Genomic DNA, 19,494 nt, shown 5'->3' with positions numbered 1-19,494 from the left:
TTGGTTCGAATCCAGCTAGCCCAGTTGCATTTTTTTAAAAACAACAGCATAAGATGTATTAAGTTCTTTTACATGTTGCGGAAGTAGTTCAGTGGTAGAACATCACCTTGCCAAGGTGGGGGTCGCGGGTTCGAATCCCGTCTTCCGCTCCAAATTACGGCGGCATAGCCAAGTGGTAAGGCAGAGGTCTGCAAAACCTTTATCCCCGGTTCGAATCCGGGTGTCGCCTTTCTATTGCCGGGGTGGTGGAATTGGCAGACACACAGGACTTAAAATCCTGCGGTAGGTGACTACCGTGCCGGTTCAAGTCCGGCCCTCGGCACCAATTTAACTTTGAACGAACTATGTTAAATTGGTCATCAGTTTTCACATTATAAAACATATATGAGAGTGATTTGCATATTGCAGATCACTTTTTTTATATAATAAAAACGTAATGACTATCAATATAAGTTTCTTGCTTGTATCGTATATACTGCATTACCATTTAAAAAACTTTGCTAAAACCGTTGACGTTTTATGAAATACATGTTATATTTATATACGTCGGTTGAACACGACGAATTACATGCCGGTGTGGCGGAATTGGCAGACGCGCACGACTCAAAATCGTGTTCCTTCTGGAGTGCCGGTTCGACCCCGGCCACCGGTATACAAAGGCTTCTACAATATGTAGAAGCCTTTTTTGTTGTGTGAAAATATCCTCCAAGGCTTGTGAAAACATGATACGCGTGCAGATTGTATAAATACGCTTTTTTCAAAGATACTAACAAGAAGTTCTTTGAAAGAGGTGTTTTTTATGGAAGGGACTTGGACTTGTCTTATCCCATTTATTCTGGTCATTCCCATTTCAATCATTACAAAGCAAGTGCAGTCCGGTCTGTTTGTCGGTTTGCTGGTCGGAAGCTATCTTTTGCATCCCAGCTTGCTTGGCGGGATTGAACATATGGTTCAATATGTAATCAGCAACATTGTCGTCACCAATAATATTAGAATCATTGTGTTTCTATATTCATTTGCCGGCCTTGTAGGGATTATAAAGCTGACCGGCGGGATAAAAGGATTCGTCCATTTGATCAGTAAAAAAGTTAAAACCAAAAAAGGTGCGATGCTGCTTGCATGGCTGTCGACATTTGGCACGTTCAGTGAACCGGACTTTCGCATCGTCACAATTGCACCGATCATGAAAGCTTTAAGCAAGCGTCTGGACCTGTCGAAACAGAAAATTGCGTATGCCATTGAGTTTACGGCAAACCCTGTCATTGCCTTGATTCCGATAGCAACGGCATTTGTCGGCTACATGGTTTCCATTATCGGACAGGCCCTTAAAACGTCAGGAATAGATCAGCCGGCTTACACGGTGTATGTGAAAAGTATTCCCTTCAATTTTTTCTCCATTGTGATTATAGTAGTCGGAATTTATTACTGCTTTTTTAAGAAACAAAAAGCGGGCGAAAGCTTAGAAAAAACAGAAAAGAGCGGACAAACTTCTGCTCGCAAACATAACAAAAATACGGAACCGATTCCGCGGAACAGCGGTGTGTTGCTTTCAAAAAGCTCAGGTTCATTTAACATGGAAACAGGGACGATCTCAGATATTCACGGTGAACATACGGGAATGTTCGAAAGTAATGAGCATGCTGACCAGCAGGAGGAGCTGGATTCGGCGCACCGTGCTTATATTAAGGAAACACCGATTCGGCCTTGGAATTTAATCATTCCGATCGGGCTGTTTTTGCTATTAACACTCTTTCTCAGCTGGTGGGACGGCCATTCAAAAGCACAAGGGTTTTTGAATGCTTTTATCAAAAGCGATATGCTTGGCGTCATGTTAACCGCATTATTGGCAGCGGTTATTGCAGCATTTGCTCTTTTTATGTTTCAGCGTTTTCATGCAGGCGAGCTTGTTACCCATTTTATTAAGGGCGGAAACGAATTGGTCAACGTTATTATTATGTTATCGCTGATTTGGGCCGTAACAGCAGTATCTGAAGATCTGGGATTCTCGGAATATGTTACTTCTCATTTAACGTCATGGATCCCTCATATGTTTATTGCGCCGTCTCTTTTTATACTGGGGGCTGTTATATCCTATTTTATCGGGTCATCTTGGGGGACTTGGGGGCTTTTAATGCCGCTCGGCGTAACGCTGGCGGTTCAGTCACATACCAGCTTATTATTAGCGATCGGGGCCGTGTTTGCGAGCGGAACATTTGGAGCGTTTGCTTCTCCTCTCAGTGATAATACGGTGACAACCTGTACGGTGTTGGGGATCGATGTTGTGAAGTATGCCCGTTCGAAGCTTGTTCCGGCGCTTATCGCCGCGGGGATCTCCGTTGTGTTATACGGTGCGTTTTCATTTTTTAGATAACAAATACTTTTTAAAGGCGGTATCCGAAATGGGGATAACGCCTTTTTATGAGCTGTTATACTAGAGGAAAAAAGAGGTGATGACATTGAAGCAGATTATTGCAATGGGCGGCGGGGGCTTTTCCATGGAGCCGGATTATCTTGTGCTGGATCAGTATATTTTAGAGCAGTCGGCGCGGTCAAAGCCGAAAATTTGTTTTTTGCCGACGGCAAGCGGAGATTCGGAGAATTATATCGGCAGGTTTTATCAGGCCTTTCAAAAGCTGCGGTGTGAGCCGGATCACTTGTCGCTGTTTAAACCGCCGGGTTCTGATCTCAGATCCTTTCTCATGAAGAAAGATATTATATATGTCGGCGGCGGAAATACGCGCAATATGCTTGTCTTATGGAAAGAGTGGGGGCTTGACCTTATTCTTCGTGAGGCTTGGGAAAACGGCATCATGTTGGCTGGTCTCAGCGCCGGGGCGATTTGCTGGTATGAAGAAGGGTTGACGGATTCAGCTGGAGATTTGAGAGAGTTAAGAGCTTTAGGATTTTTGCCGGGCAGCTTTTGTCCGCACTATGACGGAGAAGCGGAGCGCCGGCCGGTGTATCACCGTCTGATTTCAGAAAAGAAACTCAGGGAGGGCTATGCCGCTGATGACGGCGCTGCGCTTCATTATAAAGACGGTCAGCTGTTCCAGGCTGTCTCTTCCAGGGAAACCGCAAAGGGTTATCGGGTTTTTAATACCGAAGAAGGCGTTCGGGAAACAGAGCTTATGACCGTACCGTTATCTGAATTTTGATAATATGCTTTTTTTTGTACACAACTTATGTTACGATGAGAGCGAAATCAATAGTTACTGGGGGTGCCCGTCTGAGCGGGCTGAGAGAGAAGCGGCGGCTTCTTAACCCTTTGGACCTGATCTGGTTCGTACCAGCGTGGGGAAGTAAAGGTTTTATTATTGTTGATGAAAACAATAATAGTTTCTTTCTGACTGCAAAACCGGGTTCTTCTTTGAACCCGGTTTTTTTGTGCTGGTGCTGAACTTGGTTCTGTTATTCAAATGATAAAGGAGAGATTTGTATGCAAAATCAATCAGTACAGCAAGCGAACATTTCCATTATGTCGAGTTTTTCCGGCAGTAAAAAGGTTTATGCAGAAGGTTCTTCGCCCGATATACGAGTGCCGATGCGGGAAATCAGCCTGAGTGCGACTACGGGGGCATTCAGGGAAGAGGAGAATGCGCCGGTCCGTGTTTATGATACGAGCGGGCCGTATACAGACCCAGATGTACAGATTGATATTCATGAAGGGCTGGGGGCGCTCCGCACAAAGTGGATTACCGGGCGCGGAGATGTAGAAGAATATAACGGCCGGACCGTGAGACCTGAAGACAACGGTTATAAAAAAGAGGGCCGTGCCGCTGAATACCCCGGCCTACAGCGGAAACCGCTTCGGGCCAAGCCGGGGAAAAATGTAACACAATTGCATTATGCGAGAAAAGGCATCATTACGCCGGAAATGGAGTTTATCGCAATACGTGAGCACGTGTCTCCCGAATTTGTCAGGGAAGAGGTGGCGAGCGGCCGGGCGATTATTCCTTCTAACGTCAACCACCCGGAAAGCGAGCCGATGATTATCGGCCGGAATTTTCATGTGAAAATTAATGCCAATATCGGCAACTCGGCTGTTACATCTTCTATCGAAGAAGAAGTCGAAAAAATGACGTGGGCGATTCGCTGGGGCGCCGATACGATGATGGACTTATCCACGGGAAAAGACATTCATACGACGCGTGAATGGATTATCCGCAACTGTCCCGTGCCTGTGGGGACGGTGCCGATTTATCAGGCGCTTGAAAAAGTAAATGGCATTGCCGAGGATTTAACGTGGGACATTTATCGTGACACATTGATTGAGCAGGCGGAGCAGGGCGTGGATTATTTCACCATCCATGCCGGCGTACTGCTTCGTTACGTCCCGTTAACGGCTAAACGCACGACGGGAATCGTATCCCGCGGGGGGGCGATTATGGCGCAATGGTGCCTGGCTCATCATCAGGAAAGCTTTCTGTACACGCATTTTGAAGAAATTTGTGAAATCATGAAGACCTATGATATCGCTTTTTCTCTTGGTGACGGGCTTCGCCCCGGTTCGATTGCGGATGCCAATGATGAAGCGCAGTTTGCGGAATTGGAGACTCTCGGAGAATTGACGGAGATTGCGTGGAAGCACGATGTGCAAGTGATGATCGAAGGACCGGGTCATGTGCCGATGCATAAAATTAAGGAAAACATGGACAAGCAGCTGGAAATTTGTAAAGAGGCGCCTTTTTACACGCTCGGGCCATTAACGACGGATATCGCTCCGGGTTATGACCACATTACTTCAGCAATCGGCGCGGCGATGATCGGCTGGTACGGGACGGCGATGCTTTGCTATGTCACGCCGAAGGAGCATTTGGGGCTGCCGAATCGTGATGATGTAAGAGAAGGTGTCATCACGTACAAAATCGCGGCACATGCCGCAGACCTTGCTAAAGGGCATCCGGGTGCACAGATCCGTGACGATGCTCTGTCTAAGGCGCGGTTTGAATTCCGGTGGCGTGATCAATTTCATTTGTCGCTTGATCCTGAAAGAGCAATGGAATATCATGATGAAACGCTGCCGGCTGAAGGCGCAAAAACGGCTCACTTCTGTTCGATGTGCGGTCCGAAGTTCTGCAGTATGAGAATTTCTCAGGATATTCGTGATTATGCGAAGGAAAACGGACTTACTGAAGACGAGGCCGTCAACGAAGGACTGAAAGAAAAAGCAAAAGAGTTTGCAGAGAAGGGAAGCCGCTTATATCAATAAAAGAAAAGATGAGGATGGAGTTTGCCCATCTTCATCTTTTTTAGAAAAACGGTGAACGGCGAAGCGGCGAAATGCTCTGTTCAAAGCGGAATATATTTTCCGGATCGTATTTCGTTTTGACTTGACGGAGGCGGTGAACATTTTCTCCGTAATACGTTTGCAGCCAGTTTCTGATTTCTCTATCAGGCCAATTCACGTAATCTCCCATCGTTTCTCTTGATAGGGACGTTCTCAGTCCTTCGATCCAGCGGACATTTTGTCTTTCTTCTTCAGCAGATGTCCAAGTTGTAATATATTCTTGGGCAATGATTGCGTTGCGATAGTAGAATGCCGTTTGGTCCGGAGCGATCCGTCCGGCCGCCCCGCCGAGAGACTGCTGCCAGACACTGGCGTTTTCGTTCGGAGCGTGCTCTAAATAGCGCTTTAAAGTGGAAATTGCGCGTGTTGATAATGGTTTTTCAATAAAGGATCCTGACCGCTTCATCTTTTGCGGCTGATTGCCTCCCGGGCTGTTAAAAAAGGCTGCCGCTTTAATAAATGGCACTGTCTTGACCATGCCGCTTGCTGGTTTTCCCGCTTTCATTAACGGAGCCAGCAGTTCTTTCAGCTCATCCTTTGTCCCGGTAAATTGACCGAGCGCTTCTATGCGGTTTACTTCCTTAGGCCAAAACTGAATTGATGAGGTAAGCCGGTTGTCTGTAAATGGAGCCCAGCGCTGCCACGTATTAAATACTTCCTCGAAATCATCCCAGCCCCAAGTGACAGAAAAAACAGACACGCACGAGATCGGCACGGCTTTAAACATCATGGATGTGACAATGCCGAAGTTGCCTCCCCCTCCTCCCTGAGACGCCCAAAATAGATCAGAGTGCTTTGAACGGTTGACTGTGATCAAGTCAGCACCCGCTTTTTCGTCCGCTATGATCATCTCGAGCTGGAGGAGACGATCGCAAGTAAGTCCGGCAGTTCTTGTTAAATATCCGATTCCTCCCCCGAGCGTCAGCCCCGTGATTCCCACATTCGCAATGGTTCCCGCAGGAAGGGTCAAGCCGTACCGCCAGAGTGTCCGGTAGACTTCCCCCAATTCGGCTCCCGCTTCAATCGAGACCAGCCGCTTATCCTCATTTACTCTTATTTTCTTCATTTCACTGAGATCAATGACTAGTCCGTCATTTAACAGAGAAAAGTTTTCGTAGCTGTGTCTTCCGCCTCTGATACGGAAAGGCACATTGTTCTCACGCGCCCATCTCACCGCATTGAGGGCGTCATGTTTGTTTTGACAAAACACAATGATGTCTGGATATCTTTGCAGGCTTAAATTGATATTGGTTCTCGCAGCATTATAGTCCGGGTCATCTTTTTTGACGATGCGACCGGTCAATGTTGTCTTTTCCACATTCTCACTCACTTTCACTTGTAATCTGCTATGTTTTCTAGCATATGCGGAAAAATGAGAGAGTGTATGAGGAAAACCCCCGGAAGGAAACGATATTTTAAATTATAGTTGACAGGTAGGGATTGTGTGAATTAACATAATCATTACATATTTCCAAACGATGGCTGATCGGATCACCGAAGGCTCTTATCTTTTAAACAGATAAGGGCCTTTTTTGCGTGAAAGTCATTGAATGAAATGAAAAGCGGAGGGATGAAAAGTGGCGTTAAAAAAGGTATCACATGTGCGCAAAAAGAGCAAAAAACGAAAAAAGTACAGAAAACACACATTGAATTTCGAACTGCTTGTAGAGAAAAACAAACGGGAGATTATGAGAAATGAGGAACAGATGGAGCAGATTTATATAAAGATAGATGAAAAGCATGCGGGGGTTCGATAAAGATGAAGGAGAGAAAATGGAGGATAAAAACAACGGTACTCGCGCTGTCGGTATCCATCATGTTATCAGGGTGCGCGTTCGGGAGTGCCGGAGAAGAACCGTCATCTGCGGCGGATAAAAAGGAAGAAACACGTATTGCCCATGTCAAGACAAAGGAATTTAAAGCTTCTCATCCGGCGGCGATTCCCGCTAAATCGAAAGCCAGAACTGACACTTTTGTTGCTGGGATTTCCGCGCCGGGCGGTGTGTTTCTGCCGTACTTTTACGAAAACGGCTGGGACGGAAATGCGACAGATCCTATTTTTGAACCGTTAGTCAAACTGGATAAAACGGGGAAGCCTGCCCCGGCTCTTGCGGAAAGCTGGAAAATTTCCAAAGATCAGCTTACATACACGTTCCGTTTAAGAAAAAATCTCGTTTTCAGCGACGGTTCACCGCTGACCGCAAAGGATGCCGCATTCACTTTAACACTGCTGCATGATCCTGCATACGCGGGCTATGAAGATATCACCACGGCCTATATTAAAGGCGGTAAGGCTTACAAAGAAGGAAAGGCAAAGACGATAGAGGGCATTCGCGTCCTTGATGACAGAACCATTCAAATCACGACTGAGAAAGTCAGTGCGAAGTCGCTGCTTCTTTTGGGAGGGCAGGTGCTGTCAGAAGCCTACTACGGGAAGAAATATCAATTCGGCAAACTGGACTATTTAAAAGAGCTTTATGCCAAACCGCTCGGAGCGGGACCTTATCAATTTACAGAATACCTTCCGGGACAGGAAATACGCTATCAGGCTAATGAACACTATTATGCAGGAAAACCGAAAACGGAAAAGCTGATTTATAAAATTATCGATCCGTCAACTTCCCTTCAGCTGTTTGAAACGGGTGACCTTGATTACGCTTCTTTCTCACCTGATGATGATACGGTTCAGCATTTAAAAAGTCTCGGTTTTGCCAATATAAGCGTATCTGTCGTGAATGATTACGGGCTTGTGTACGTCAATCACAAGCGTCCGCCTTTTCGAGATAAGAAAGTGTCCCAGGCGCTTATTTACGGACTTGACCGTCAAAAAATCGTCGATGTCCGCTTTAAACGCTACGGAGAAGTCGCGAATGTGCCGGTGTCTCCGGTTTCGTGGGCTTATGATGACAAAGATGTCAATCGGTACGCGTTTAACCCTGAAAAAGCCAAAAAGCTTCTCGATGAAGCAGGCTGGAAAACGGGCAAAGACGGTGTACGTGAAAAAAACGGCAAAAAGCTTGAAATCAGCTATTACACGTCTAAAGCGGATGATGATTTCATCCCGATCTCGAAAGAAAATTACGCGGACATCGGAATCTCATTAAAACCGGAAGTGATGGATTTTAATACAGAAGTAGCGAAAATAAATGACAAACAATATGACCTTGCCGCCGTTTCCACCTCGCAGATTCTTGATCCGAATGACACGGTGGAAAAGCTGGCTTCCGGCCATCCCAATAATGTAACGGGATATTCCAATCCGAAAGCGGACCGGCTGATAGAGAAAGGAGCCGGCACGCTTGATATCAGCAAAAGAAAAGAGATTTATCACCAGCTGTACCGGGAGCTCGGGGAAAACCCGCCTTACATTCTGATTCATTACCGTCAGAGCGCAAGGGCGGTCAGCGGAAAAATAAAAGGGCTTGAGCCTGACAATTATTCTGGAATCAGTTCAAGTCTCTCAAATGTCTCAATTCAATAGAACGGTTGGGCAAAATACCCGGTGCATCCCGGGGATTTTGCCCTTTCAGCGGAAAGGAGGGGCTTTTTGTGAAACGGTATGCCGCAGAACGATTCATTCAAATGCTTGTGATCTTATTTGGTACGTCCTTTATTATTTTTTTCTTATTCGCCATGCTGCCGGGCGACTATATTGATTCCAATGTAAACCTGACTCCTGAAAGAGCGCAGGAGTTAAAAGCGCTTTACGGGCTGGATCAGCCGATTTGGCAGCGCTATGTGACATGGCTCGGAAATGTGCTCAGCGGAGATTTTGGGTTTTCTTTGAAATATCAGGAGAACGTCCTGTCACTGCTTCGGAAATATGTCTGGAATTCGTTTTTTGTCGCATTTTTGGCGTTGCTTGTCACATGGTCAGCCGCGATGATAACGGGTGTCATATCCGCTGTCAGGAAATACTCATGGTTTGACGGGATCGTGACGTTTCTTGTTTTTGCTTCCATGGCGTTCCCGTCTTTTTTTATCAGCCTTCTGTTTATTAAGTGGTTTGGGGTGGATTTGAAAATATTGCCCGTCGGCGGGATGATTGATACCGGAAGCACGAGTACAGGTTTTTCGTACGTGCTTGAAGCCGCCAGACATATGATTCTTCCGGTCGTGATTTTATCTATGCTCGGCATCGGCTCGCTGACAAGGTATTTCCGCTCCGGCATGCTGGACGTGATCAGACAGGATTATATCAGAACGGCGAGAGCGAAGGGATTGAAAGAGCGCACCGTCATCTGGAAACATGCGTTGAAAAACGCGCTCATTCCGGCCATCACCCTGCTTGCTTTTGAACTGCCGGGACTGTTTTCCGGAGCCATCATTATTGAACAGATTTTCGGGTGGCCGGGTGTCGGACGTATTCAGCTGGAATCTGTGCATTATCGTGATTATCCGGTTTTGATGGCGTTTACCTTGTTTTTGTCTTGTTTAACGATTGTGGGGAACTTCTTGGCGGATATTGCTTATGCCGCGGTTGATCCGCGGGTCAGGCTGAAATAGGGGGTGTTCGGAATGAAAAAACAAAAAGGGGTGCCGCCTTCTCTTTGGAAGCAGACGTACCGCCGCCTGCTGCAGCATAAGCTGACGGTCATCAGTCTTCTTTTCTTATGTTTTATGTTTTTATTGTGCTTTATCGGGCCGTCTTTTTCTCCGTACATAACAGATCGGACGGATATTTCAAATGCCAATCAGCAGCCGGGAATCCATCATTGGCTGGGAACTGACCAGTACGGGAGAGATGTGCTGACGAGGCTGATGCTGGCGGGGCAGATTTCTCTGACCGTGGGGCTTGCTTCAATGGTGCTGTCGCTTGTCATCGGTTCTTTACTCGGGGCTGCGGCCGGATTTTATCGGGGAGCCGCTGATATGATCATTATGCGCATTGCTGATATGCTCATGTCCATCCCGGGACTGCCGCTGCTTTTGATTTTGGCTGCGGTGATGTCGGAGTGGAAAGTGCCTTCTGAATACAGAATGTACCTGATTATGATGATGTTAAGCCTGATCGGATGGCCCGGTCTGGCGCGGCTTGTACGCGGACAGATTTTGTCGCTGAAGGAGCAGCCGTTTATGATGGCCGCGGAAGTTTTGGGGCTTAGTGATAAACGGAAAATCCTCTATCATTTGCTTCCCAATACATTGCCGTTATTACTGGTAGCGGCGACTTTGCATGTGGCGGGAGCGATGCTGAGTGAATCGGCGCTGAGTTTTCTCGGGCTTGGCGTTGCTCCGCCGACACCTTCTTGGGGAAACATGATGGAAGCTGCGAATCATTTTATGGATTTTACACTCCGTCCGTGGCTGTGGATTCCGCCGGGAACGGCCATTTTTCTGACCGTTGTGGCGATTCATCTGCTTGGAGACGGTTTAAGAGACGCTTTTGATCCTAAGGTAAAACGGCAGGTGAAAATGAAATGAAAAAACCGCTTTTAGAAGTGATGCATTTGGAAACGGCTTTTTATACAGAGGAGGGGGCGGTAAAGGCCGTGGACGATGTCAGCTTTACGATACATGAGGAGGAAACGGTTTGTATTGTAGGGGAGTCCGGCTGCGGGAAAAGCATGGCGTCATTGTCCATTATGCAGCTTATTCCCGAGACGGGGAGAATCGAACGGGGAGCGGTGCATTTTTCCGGACGGAACCTGTTGGAATTGAAACCAAAAGACATGCAGAAAATCCGCGGCAGCGAAATCGGGATGATATTTCAGGAACCGATGACATCTTTGAATCCGGTGTTTACAATCGGTGAGCAGCTGGCCGAACCGATTCGCGAACATTTATTGCTGAGTAAGAAAGAAGCATGGCGGAAGGCCGTTGAACTGATCACGTTAGTGGAGATCCCGCATGCCGAGCAGGTTATGCACCAATATCCTCATGAACTGAGCGGCGGCATGCTGCAGCGCATCATGACGGCTGTCGCGCTAAGCTGCGAACCGAAACTGATCATTGCCGACGAGCCGACGACAGCGCTTGACGTAACCATTCAGGCGCAGATATTGGATTTATTGCGGGATATGAAAAAGCAATTTCGCATGTCTATTTTATTCATTACTCATGACCTTGGCGTGGTTGCTGAAATGGCTGATTATGTGATTGTCATGTATGCGGGAAAAATTGTGGAGGAAGGACCGGTTGCAAAGCTGTTTTCTGATCCGAAGCATCCGTATACGAAAGGGCTGCTCGCGGCCAAGCCGGTTATCGGTCAAAGAAGGGAGACGCTGTACACCATTCCGGGGCAGGTCCCCGAGCTTGCGGACCTGTCGGGATCGTCTTGTTATTTTGCGGAGCGATGTGAACACAGCATGGAAATATGCCGGAAATCGAGCCCGCATTTTACTGAATTCGGGAAGGGGCATCAGGCGGCGTGCTGGCTTTACAGAGAGGAGAAAGCAGATGAGTGATGTATTGCTGGAGGTCAAGGGGCTGAAAAAATATTACGAGGAGCATGGGGGGATGAGAAAGACCCGCAAAAATCCCGTAAAAGCAGTTGACGGTGTCAGTTTTACGATAGAAAAGGGAGAAGTGTTCGGCTTAGCGGGAGAATCGGGCAGCGGAAAGTCATCAATCGGCAAGACCATTTTGAGGCTTCATGAAAAAACAGCGGGAGAGGTGTTTTTTCAGGGGCGTGATGTGTTTCGGATGAGCCGGCGCGAGCTCAAAACTTTCAGATCAGAAGCGCAGCTCATCTTTCAAGATCCGTTCAGTTCTTTAAATCCCCGGCGCCGGATCGGAGAAGCCATCGGTGAAGCGATGATCGAGCATCAATTGGCGGTGAAGCGGAACGCGCGTGATAAAGCGGCGGAAGTTCTTGAAGCCTGCGGACTTTCCGCAAACTTTATCGACCGTTATCCGCATGAATTTTCCGGAGGGCAGCGGCAGCGGATCGTGATTGCAAGAGCAATGGCGCTCAAGCCGCAATTTATCATTATGGATGAACCCGTGGCGGCGTTAGATGTCTCCATCCAGGCGCAGATGATCAATTTGTTCAGCAGCCTTCAAAAACAGCACGGGCTGTCATATTTGTTCATTTCTCATGATTTAAGCGTGGTGGAGCACTTATGTACGAAGGTCGCCATTATGTATTTAGGGACGATTGTGGAATACGCGTCAAAGGAGGAGCTCTTTTCACGGCCGCTTCATCCTTATACGAAAGCGCTGTTATCAGCCGTGCCTGTTCCTGATCCCGGAGTGAAAAGGGAGCGGATAATTTTAAAGGGTGATATACCGAGCCCCTCTGATCCGCCTTCAGGCTGTAAATTCCGAACGAGATGCCCGGCAGCCAAGAAGATATGTGCTGAGAAAAGTCCGGCGCTGTCAGAAAAAGGGCTTCATCATTTTGCGGCATGCCACTTCGTATAATTGAGAAAAAAACGGTTTTATTGATAATAAACAGGAAAAACCTGCCGGGCAGACCGGCAGGTTTTTTGATGTTATTTTGGTGATGGCAGTCCGAGTCCTTCGGCAACGCGTCTGCCGTATTCAGGATCAGCTTTGTAGAAGTGGCCGATCTGGCGCAGCTTAATTTCTTCTTTTTCCACAGGTTTCATCGCACTGACGATATTGGCGACAAGGCGCGCGCGCTCTTCTTCGCTCATCAGGCGGTACAGGTCGCCGGCTTGTGTGTAATGATCATGATGATTATAGCTTACACTGTCTGCGAAACCTGATACAGGATATGCCGCCTGTTTATCTTCAGGTGACTCTTTCGGGCCGCCGAAGCTGTTGGGCTCGTAATAGACGGAGCGGCCGCCGTTATCATCAAAACGCATTTGTCCGTCACGCTGATAGTTTTTCACTTCATTGCGGGAACGGTTGATCGGCAGCGCCTGATGGTTCGCGCCGACACGGTAGCGATGCGCGTCATGGTATGCGAACAACCGGCCTTGAAGCATTTTGTCAGGTGAGACGTCGACGCCGGGGACTAATGTGCCGGGAGAGAACGTCGCCTGTTCTACTTCCGCAAAGTAATTTTCCGGATTGCGGTTCAGAACCATGCGGCCGACTTCAATGAGCGGATAGTCTTTTTGAGACCATACTTTTGTGACGTCAAACGGATCAAAGCGATATGTGTTTGCGTCTTCTAACGGCATGATTTGAACATATAATTTCCATGCGGGGAAATCGCCGTTTTCAATCGCATTGAACAAATCTTCCGTATGGTAATCGGGATTTTCGCCCGCGATTTTTGCGGCTGTATTAACATCAAGGTTTTTCACGCCTTGCTCTGTTTTAAAGTGATATTTGATCCAGACGCCTTCGCCTTTATCATTTGTCCATTTAAATGTATGGCTTCCGAATCCGTGCATATGGCGAAGAGTCGCCGGAATGCCCCGGTCTGACATCAGAATGGTTACCTGGTGCAGGGATTCCGGTGACAGAGACCAGAAATCCCAAACGGCCGTCGGGTTTTTCAGATGTGTTCTCGGATCTCTTTTTTGTGTATGGATAAAGTCAGGGAACTTGATGGCATCGCGGATGAAGAACACGGGTGTATTGTTTCCGACGATGTCGTAGTTTCCTTCTTCTGTATAAAACTTAACGGCAAATCCGCGCGGGTCGCGCACTGTGTCACTAGAGCCCAGTTCGCCCGCAACGGTTGAGAAACGGATGAAGAGCGGCGTGCGTTTACCGACTTCTGACAGAAATGCGGCTTTCGTATATTTTGTAACGTCATTTGTGACTTCAAAATAACCGTGTGCGCCCGCGCCTTTTGCGTGAACGACACGCTCGGGAACGCGTTCTCTGTTAAAGTGCGCCAATTTCTCAAGCAGATGGACGTCTTGTATTAAAGCAGGACCGCGATCGCCGGCCGTCATTGAGTTTTGGTTATCTCCGACAGGAGCGCCCCAGCTGGTTGTCAATTTATTTGAACTCATGTGATCACCTCTTTAGATTTATAAAAATATAATATCACCTATCATTAAAAAGTCAATATTATTTTATAATGATTATAAAATAATTATTTTTATTATCGAAAAAAGGGTTTGGATTTGAAAGCCTACTTGACTGACGGGAATAATGGGTTTAAGATGAGAAAAAATAGAAACCGCTGACTTGGACACAAGAGGCTCTTATTCTTCACTGGATAAGGGCCTTTTTTTATTGTCAGGCGGTAAGGGAGGCGGCGATTGTATGCTTTTCCGGCAGCATTTTAAACCTGTCGATATTCACGGTCATCTGCCGTACAGCCTTTATTTCGGCAAAAACGATAAGACATTTTCCGATTATAACCGGGAGCGGTCAGATAGAATGAATCTGACTTGGGATTTTCCTGATCCGCATGATGTTGAGGGCGATGACGGCGAAATCGCTTTGATGACAAGATGGGAGAATGAATTAGATAAGTACGGCATTGACGTGCTGAATTTTTTAACAGCAGAGAGCAATGACCGGATGGCGGCGTTTATTCAAGCCAATCCCGCGAGATTTACCGGATTTGCATATCATCCTTTGGAGCGGGAGGATGCGTATGAAGAGCTGAAAAGAGCGGTAGAAGAGCTCGGTCTGAAAGGATATAAACTGTTCGGGCCGCTGACAGACATCGATTTTCATGATCCGTCGCTGAAAAAGCTGTGGACGTATCTGGCTGACAAAAGGCTGCCTGTATTAATTCACTTCGGGCTTTTAGGAAGAGCGGGGGGCATTGTCAGCCATCGCAACATCAACCCGCTCTCCATCTATCGCGTCGCGAGAGAGTATGCTGATATCCCGTTCATCATTCCGCATTTCGGCGCCGGATATTATCAGGAACTGCTGCAGCTGTGCTGGAGCTGTCCGAATGTGTATATTGACACGTCCGGCTCAAATCAGTGGATGAGGTGGATGCCGTACCCGCTTGATTTGGAAATTCTGTTTCGGAAGACATCTGAATTAATCGGTGCTGAACGGATCATCTTCGGGACGGATTCGAACGGATTTCCGAGAGGATATGTATACAGATATCTTCAGGAGCAGGTGAGGACCTGCCGGGAAATCAATATGCGGGAAGAAGATATAGAGAACATTTTCGGCAACAACGCGCGGACATTATTGAAAATCGCCCGCCAAGAAAAGGAAGTAAATACGTGATACAGCCGATGCGCTCTCTGGCAGGGTTATGCCGGAGGGCGTATTTTAATCCTTATAAAAAACAGTTGACAAGTCGGAATAATTTGAATTAACATGATATTCAAATTTAAAAACAAACGGGTTGCCGATCGGACCGCCGAAGGCTCCCATCTCTGCAAGCAATCGGAGATGGGGGCCTTTTTGTTTTTCGATCGCACGCGGCAGAAAGAGAGGGGAAGACAGATGGCTGTAACCATCAGCATACAAGAAAAAGCTTTTGAGCATGAAGGCCGGAAAACGCCGGTGCTGAATGATATTGAGCTGTCAATTGCATCGGGAGAATTTTTGACTGTCATCGGGCCGAGCGGATGCGGCAAAAGCACGCTTTTAAAATTGATTGCCGGTCTTGATACCGATTATAAAGGCTCTGTCACAATAAACGGCCGCAATGTATCGGGACCGGGCATCCGGCAGGGATTTATCTTTCAGGAGCACCGGCTGTTTCCCTGGCTGACGGTAAAACAAAACATCGCTGCCGATCTCAATATGAACGACCCGGCCGTTCGGAAAAAAGTGGATGATCTGATTGAGGTTGTCAGGCTGCAGGGAGCGGAGAACGCTTATCCGCGCGAATTATCCGGCGGCATGTCGCAGCGGGTTGCCATCGCCAGAGCCCTTTTGCGTGAGCCGGAGGTGCTGCTTTTAGATGAACCGTTCGGGGCGCTTGACGCTTTTACGAGAAAACATTTGCAGGATGTGCTGCTTGATATATGGCGCGAGAAAAAAACGACGATGATTCTGGTCACGCATGATATTGATGAATCCGTCTATTTAGGCGATAAGCTGGCGATCCTCAGGGCAAAGCCCGGCCGGCTGCACAGCCTGATGCCGATTCAGCTTCCGAATCCGCGCAATCGGACGTCAGCGGATTTTCAGGCCGTCCGGCAGAAGGTGCTTTCTGAATTTGAGAAAACGGAAGACCTCCGGTTTGCGGATGGGTCCGGAATATAGAAGGGACGAAGCGAAGTGAAAAAAATCATCATTCTTTTAGCCGCAGCAGTCATGATGTCAGCCGGATGCAGTGCAGACAGGACAGGAGGGAGCGGGAAAACGGTGAAAGAAATCCGGATCGGCATCCAGCAGAGTTTAAGCCCGCTTCTCATTGCCAAGGAAAAAGGCTGGTTTGAAGAGGCCTTCAAAAAAGACGGAATAAAAGTAAAATGGGTCGAATTCCAAAGCGGTCCTCCGCAGTTTGAAGGTCTTGCCGCCGATAAGCTTGATTTTTCCCAGGTCGGCAATTCACCGGTCATTTCCGGTCAGGCGGCAGGGATTGATTTTAAAGAGATCGGGCTGTCTCAGGACGGGTTAAAGGCAAACGGCATTCTCGTAAACAAGGGCAGCGGGATTCAGAGCCTGAAAGAATTGAAAGGTAAAAAAATCGCTGTAGCCAAAGGCAGCAGCGGCTTTGATTTTCTCTATAAAGCTTTAGATAAAGCGGGGCTTTCCGCCGATGACGTCACCATCATCCAGCTTCAGCCTGATGAGGCGGTTTCCGCTTTTGAAAACAAATCAGTTGACGCATGGTCCATTTGGGAGCCGTATTTGTCAATTGAAACGCTGCAGCACGGGGCGGAAATATTGGCGAACGGAGAAAGCACAGATTTATATTCTCCCGGTTTCACGTTAGTCAGAACGGGATTTTCCAAAGAACACCCGGATGAGGTGGTCCGTTTTCTGAAAGTGTTCAATAAAGCAGTTGCATGGCAAAAGGAACACAAAGATGAAGCTGTCTCCTTATATGCGAAAATCAAACATCTTGATCCGAAAGTCGTCAGAAACGTGCTTAACAATACTGAGCCTCTCAATGAACCGATCAATGATGATATTGTCAAAGCCCAGCAGGAAACCGCTGATTTTCAATATCAAACAAAAGCGATTCATAAGAAAATTCATGTAAAAGACGTTGTCGACAATTCATTTATTAAAAAAGCGCTTGAAACGGGGGATGGCAAGTAATGAAAGCAGAAGCATCAACGGCTGCCGGCGCAATAAGCCAATCAGAAAAGAAAGCTCTGGCAAGATCCCGGAAGTATTCATACCAATGGATGAAAGGGATTGTACTCCCGGCTGCGGTCATCGCAGTATGGCAGTTTATCGCAAGTCTGGGCATCGTCTCGGCCACGGTGCTCCCCTCACCTGTCGTCATCTTGCAGACGTTTCAGGAACTTCTTCTTTCAGGTGAACTTTGGGGTCATTTAGAGATCAGTTTATACAGGGCTGCTGCCGGATTTCTGCTTGGCGCGGGCCTCGGACTTGTTTTCGGGCTGCTGGTCGGTTTCTCAAAGCGGACGGAAGCATATCTAGATCCGTCTCTGCAAATGCTCAGAACGGTTCCGCACTTGGCCGTGACTCCTCTGTTTATTTTGTGGTTCGGGTTTGATGAGACATCAAAAATTCTGCTGATCGCATTAGGTGCATTTTTCCCCGTGTACATTAATACGTTTCTCGGAATCCGCAGTGTGGACGCGAAGCTGTTTGACGTCGCACGGGTGCTGGAATTTAACTGGTATCAGCAGATGACGAAATTAATTCTTCCGGCATCTCTGCCGAATATCCTGCTCGGCATCAGGCTCTCTCTAGGCATTGCGTGGCTCGGTCTCGTGGTGGCGGAACTGATGGGATCGAGCGAGGGCGTCGGTTATATGATTATGGATGCCAGACAATTTTCACAGACAAATAAGGTGTTTGCCGGCATTATCATTTTTGCGGCTGTCGGCAAGCTGACAGATGCATTGGTCAGAATGCTCGAACGGAAACTATTAAAATGGCGGAACAGTTATGAAGGGTAACCTATTAAAAAAGGAGAGATTCATATGGAGATTCTTTGGTTTATTCCGACCCATGGTGACGGCCGGTATTTAGGGACGCAAACGGGAGGGAGAACGGCGGATCATCTTTATTTTAAGCAAGTGGCACAGGCGGCGGACAGACTCGGGTATACGGGGGTTCTGCTGCCGACGGGGAGATCATGTGAAGACCCGTGGCTGACGGCTGCCGCTTTAGCGGGGGAAACGAGTGACTTGAAATTTTTAGTGGCGGTCCGTCCGGGACTGATGCAGCCGTCTGTCGCCGCGAGAATGGCGTCGACAATGGATCGGCTGTCAGACGGCCGTTTGCTCGTAAATGTCGTAGCGGGCGGAGATCCTTATGAACTGGCGGGAGACGGCATGTTTATCAGCCACGATGAACGTTATAAGGCGACTGAAGAATTTTTAACCGTCTGGCGCGGACTCATGCGGGGCGAAACGGTGACATATGAAGGGGACCATATCAAAGTGGAAAACAGCAATCTGCTGTTTCCGCCAAAGCAGTCTCCGCATCCGCCATTATATTTCGGCGGTTCATCACAGGCGGGAATTGAAGCTGCGGCGAAACATACAGATGTCTATTTAACATGGGGAGAGCCGCCGGAGCAGGTAAAAGAAAAGATTGAAACCGTTAAAAAACAGGCTGCCAAGGAAGGAAGGACGATGCGTTTTGGCATCAGACTTCACGTGATTGTCCGGGAGACTGAGGAAGAGGCATGGGAAGCGGCTGATCGATTAATCAGCCACTTAGACGAAGAGACGATTGCGAAAGCGCAGGCTGCGCTTCGGCGCGCTGATTCATCGGGACAAAAACGGATGGCCGATCTCCATAACGGTGACCGCTCGAAGCTTGAGATCAGCCCGAATCTCTGGGCCGGCATCGGACTGGTCAGAGGCGGAGCGGGCACGGCACTTGTCGGTGATCCGCAGACTGTCGCTGCTCGAATTTTAGAGTATCAGGCACTCGGCATTGAGTCGTTTATCTTTTCAGGCTACCCGCATCTGGAAGAAGCTTATTATCTGTCTGAACTCGTGTTTCCGCTTCTGCCGTTTCAGAATGAACGGACTAAAAAGCTTGAGCGCAGACTGGGTGAAGCAATGGGCAACGACCATTTTGCAAGAGGAAATAAAGCGAAAGTCTGATGACGTCGCAAGGCGGATAATTGACGGCGGGCGCTTTCTGCGGATTCATTTCCGGGGAAATGCCGGCAGTGAAGGCGGGTATTCACCCGCCTTTTTAAGCGCTTAGCTTGCACGATGCTAATATGGATGATATGATACAAAACG

16 protein-coding genes, 4 tRNA genes and 1 riboswitch are annotated in these 19,494 nt (G+C 47.8%); of the genes, 18 read left to right on the top strand and 2 right to left on the bottom strand.

The window, feature by feature from the left end; all coding sequences use genetic code 11:
* Positions 1-77 precede the first annotated feature (77 nt).
* From D5S11_RS18020 to thiC, 7 genes are all read left to right on the top strand, one after another.
* Positions 78-152: transfer RNA gene (locus tag D5S11_RS18020), tRNA-Gly, on the top strand.
* 6 nt (positions 153-158) lie between these two features.
* A tRNA-Cys gene (locus D5S11_RS18015) sits at positions 159-229 on the top strand.
* A 7-nt stretch (positions 230-236) separates the two neighbouring features.
* Positions 237-325: transfer RNA gene (locus tag D5S11_RS18010), tRNA-Leu, on the top strand.
* Between the two features lie 245 nt (positions 326-570).
* Positions 571-652: transfer RNA gene (locus D5S11_RS18005), tRNA-Leu, on the top strand.
* A gap of 147 nt (positions 653-799) precedes the next feature.
* Positions 800-2,371, top strand: coding sequence for a Na+/H+ antiporter NhaC family protein (locus D5S11_RS18000; RefSeq protein WP_108725085.1), 1,572 nt, complete (start codon positions 800-802; stop codon positions 2,369-2,371).
* A gap of 85 nt (positions 2,372-2,456) precedes the next feature.
* The gene (locus D5S11_RS17995; RefSeq protein ID WP_032868284.1) at positions 2,457-3,155 is read left to right on the top strand and encodes a Type 1 glutamine amidotransferase-like domain-containing protein; all 699 of its coding nucleotides are present in this window, start codon (positions 2,457-2,459) and stop codon (positions 3,153-3,155) included.
* Between the two features lie 49 nt (positions 3,156-3,204).
* Positions 3,205-3,315: riboswitch (TPP riboswitch) on the top strand.
* Between the two features lie 121 nt (positions 3,316-3,436).
* Positions 3,437-5,209, top strand: coding sequence for a phosphomethylpyrimidine synthase ThiC (gene thiC, locus D5S11_RS17990; RefSeq protein WP_032868244.1), 1,773 nt, complete (start codon positions 3,437-3,439; stop codon positions 5,207-5,209).
* Between the two features lie 40 nt (positions 5,210-5,249).
* On the opposite strand, the gene D5S11_RS17985 is transcribed toward thiC, so the two are convergent.
* Positions 5,250-6,605 (bottom strand): FAD-binding oxidoreductase, encoded by a 1,356-nt coding sequence (locus D5S11_RS17985; protein ID WP_032868286.1) that lies wholly within the window; start codon positions 6,603-6,605, stop codon positions 5,250-5,252.
* A 259-nt stretch (positions 6,606-6,864) separates the two neighbouring features.
* Between D5S11_RS17985 and D5S11_RS17980 the strand changes: the two genes are divergently transcribed.
* The 6 genes from D5S11_RS17980 (at position 6,865) to D5S11_RS17955 (ending at position 12,652) form a co-directional block, all read left to right on the top strand.
* The gene (locus tag D5S11_RS17980) at positions 6,865-7,044 is read left to right on the top strand and encodes an FbpB family small basic protein (RefSeq protein WP_003155431.1); all 180 of its coding nucleotides are present in this window, start codon (positions 6,865-6,867) and stop codon (positions 7,042-7,044) included.
* Positions 7,045-7,046: 2 nt separating this feature from the next.
* Complete coding sequence (locus D5S11_RS17975) at positions 7,047-8,768, top strand: ABC transporter substrate-binding protein (RefSeq protein ID WP_032868246.1); 1,722 nt, start codon at positions 7,047-7,049, stop codon at positions 8,766-8,768.
* Between the two features lie 68 nt (positions 8,769-8,836).
* Positions 8,837-9,793 (top strand): ABC transporter permease, encoded by a 957-nt coding sequence (locus D5S11_RS17970; RefSeq protein ID WP_007408412.1) that lies wholly within the window; start codon positions 8,837-8,839, stop codon positions 9,791-9,793.
* Between the two features lie 12 nt (positions 9,794-9,805).
* On the top strand, positions 9,806-10,711 hold the full coding sequence (gene opp4C / locus D5S11_RS17965) for an oligopeptide ABC transporter permease (protein ID WP_014417251.1): 906 nt from the start codon (positions 9,806-9,808) through the stop codon (positions 10,709-10,711).
* Complete coding sequence (locus tag D5S11_RS17960) at positions 10,708-11,694, top strand: ABC transporter ATP-binding protein (protein ID WP_108725084.1); 987 nt, start codon at positions 10,708-10,710, stop codon at positions 11,692-11,694. Before opp4C ends, D5S11_RS17960 begins: the two co-directional genes overlap by 4 nt.
* Entirely contained in the window at positions 11,687-12,652 is a 966-nt protein-coding gene (locus tag D5S11_RS17955; protein WP_020955543.1) for an ABC transporter ATP-binding protein, read from the top strand. The genes D5S11_RS17960 and D5S11_RS17955 overlap by 8 nt, the downstream gene beginning before the upstream one ends.
* A 71-nt stretch (positions 12,653-12,723) precedes the next feature.
* Here the strand turns inward: D5S11_RS17955 and katA are convergent, their stop codons facing one another.
* Positions 12,724-14,169, bottom strand: coding sequence for a catalase KatA (gene katA, locus D5S11_RS17950; protein ID WP_003155420.1), 1,446 nt, complete (start codon positions 14,167-14,169; stop codon positions 12,724-12,726).
* 256 nt (positions 14,170-14,425) lie between these two features.
* On the opposite strand from katA, the gene D5S11_RS17945 reads away from it, so the two are divergent.
* The 5 genes from D5S11_RS17945 (at position 14,426) to ssuD (ending at position 19,350) form a co-directional block, all read left to right on the top strand.
* Positions 14,426-15,361, top strand: a complete 936-nt coding sequence (locus D5S11_RS17945; protein ID WP_039062853.1) for an amidohydrolase family protein — start codon at positions 14,426-14,428, stop codon at positions 15,359-15,361.
* Positions 15,362-15,583: 222 nt separating this feature from the next.
* Positions 15,584-16,351 carry an ABC transporter ATP-binding protein gene (locus D5S11_RS17935; RefSeq protein ID WP_108725083.1) on the top strand — a complete coding sequence of 256 codons (768 nt, stop codon included), beginning with the start codon at positions 15,584-15,586 and terminating at the stop codon, positions 16,349-16,351.
* 15 nt (positions 16,352-16,366) lie between these two features.
* Positions 16,367-17,356 carry an aliphatic sulfonate ABC transporter substrate-binding protein gene (locus D5S11_RS17930; RefSeq protein ID WP_020955546.1) on the top strand — a complete coding sequence of 330 codons (990 nt, stop codon included), beginning with the start codon at positions 16,367-16,369 and terminating at the stop codon, positions 17,354-17,356.
* Positions 17,356-18,189, top strand: a complete 834-nt coding sequence (locus D5S11_RS17925; protein WP_108725082.1) for an ABC transporter permease — start codon at positions 17,356-17,358, stop codon at positions 18,187-18,189. Before D5S11_RS17930 ends, D5S11_RS17925 begins: the two co-directional genes overlap by 1 nt.
* Before the next feature lie 24 nt (positions 18,190-18,213).
* Positions 18,214-19,350, top strand: a complete 1,137-nt coding sequence (ssuD, locus tag D5S11_RS17920; protein ID WP_108725081.1) for an FMNH2-dependent alkanesulfonate monooxygenase — start codon at positions 18,214-18,216, stop codon at positions 19,348-19,350.
* Positions 19,351-19,494: the final 144 nt, after the last annotated feature.

The organism is Bacillus sp. L75 (genome assembly GCF_003676355.1).
Taxonomy (GTDB): domain Bacteria; phylum Bacillota; class Bacilli; order Bacillales; family Bacillaceae; genus Bacillus; species Bacillus velezensis.
The sequence above is the reverse complement of the archived record's forward strand: the minus strand, read 5'-3'. Positions and strand labels throughout refer to the sequence as shown.

Bases quoted from the DNA above. Each gene is read 5' to 3' on its own strand.
- D5S11_RS18000 (WP_108725085.1), top strand. From the start codon at position 800: ATGGAAGGGACTTGGACTTGTCTTATCCCATTTATTCTGGTCATTCCC.
- thiC (WP_032868244.1), top strand. From the start codon at position 3,437: ATGCAAAATCAATCAGTACAGCAAGCGAACATTTCCATTATGTCGAGT.
- D5S11_RS17975 (WP_032868246.1), top strand. From the start codon at position 7,047: ATGAAGGAGAGAAAATGGAGGATAAAAACAACGGTACTCGCGCTGTCG.
- opp4C (WP_014417251.1), top strand. From the start codon at position 9,806: ATGAAAAAACAAAAAGGGGTGCCGCCTTCTCTTTGGAAGCAGACGTAC.
- D5S11_RS17960 (WP_108725084.1), top strand. From the start codon at position 10,708: ATGAAAAAACCGCTTTTAGAAGTGATGCATTTGGAAACGGCTTTTTAT.
- D5S11_RS17955 (WP_020955543.1), top strand. From the start codon at position 11,687: ATGAGTGATGTATTGCTGGAGGTCAAGGGGCTGAAAAAATATTACGAG.
- katA (WP_003155420.1), bottom strand. From the start codon at position 14,169: ATGAGTTCAAATAAATTGACAACCAGCTGGGGCGCTCCTGTCGGAGAT.
- D5S11_RS17945 (WP_039062853.1), top strand. From the start codon at position 14,426: ATGCTTTTCCGGCAGCATTTTAAACCTGTCGATATTCACGGTCATCTG.
- D5S11_RS17935 (WP_108725083.1), top strand. From the start codon at position 15,584: ATGGCTGTAACCATCAGCATACAAGAAAAAGCTTTTGAGCATGAAGGC.
- D5S11_RS17925 (WP_108725082.1), top strand. From the start codon at position 17,356: ATGAAAGCAGAAGCATCAACGGCTGCCGGCGCAATAAGCCAATCAGAA.
- ssuD (WP_108725081.1), top strand. From the start codon at position 18,214: ATGGAGATTCTTTGGTTTATTCCGACCCATGGTGACGGCCGGTATTTA.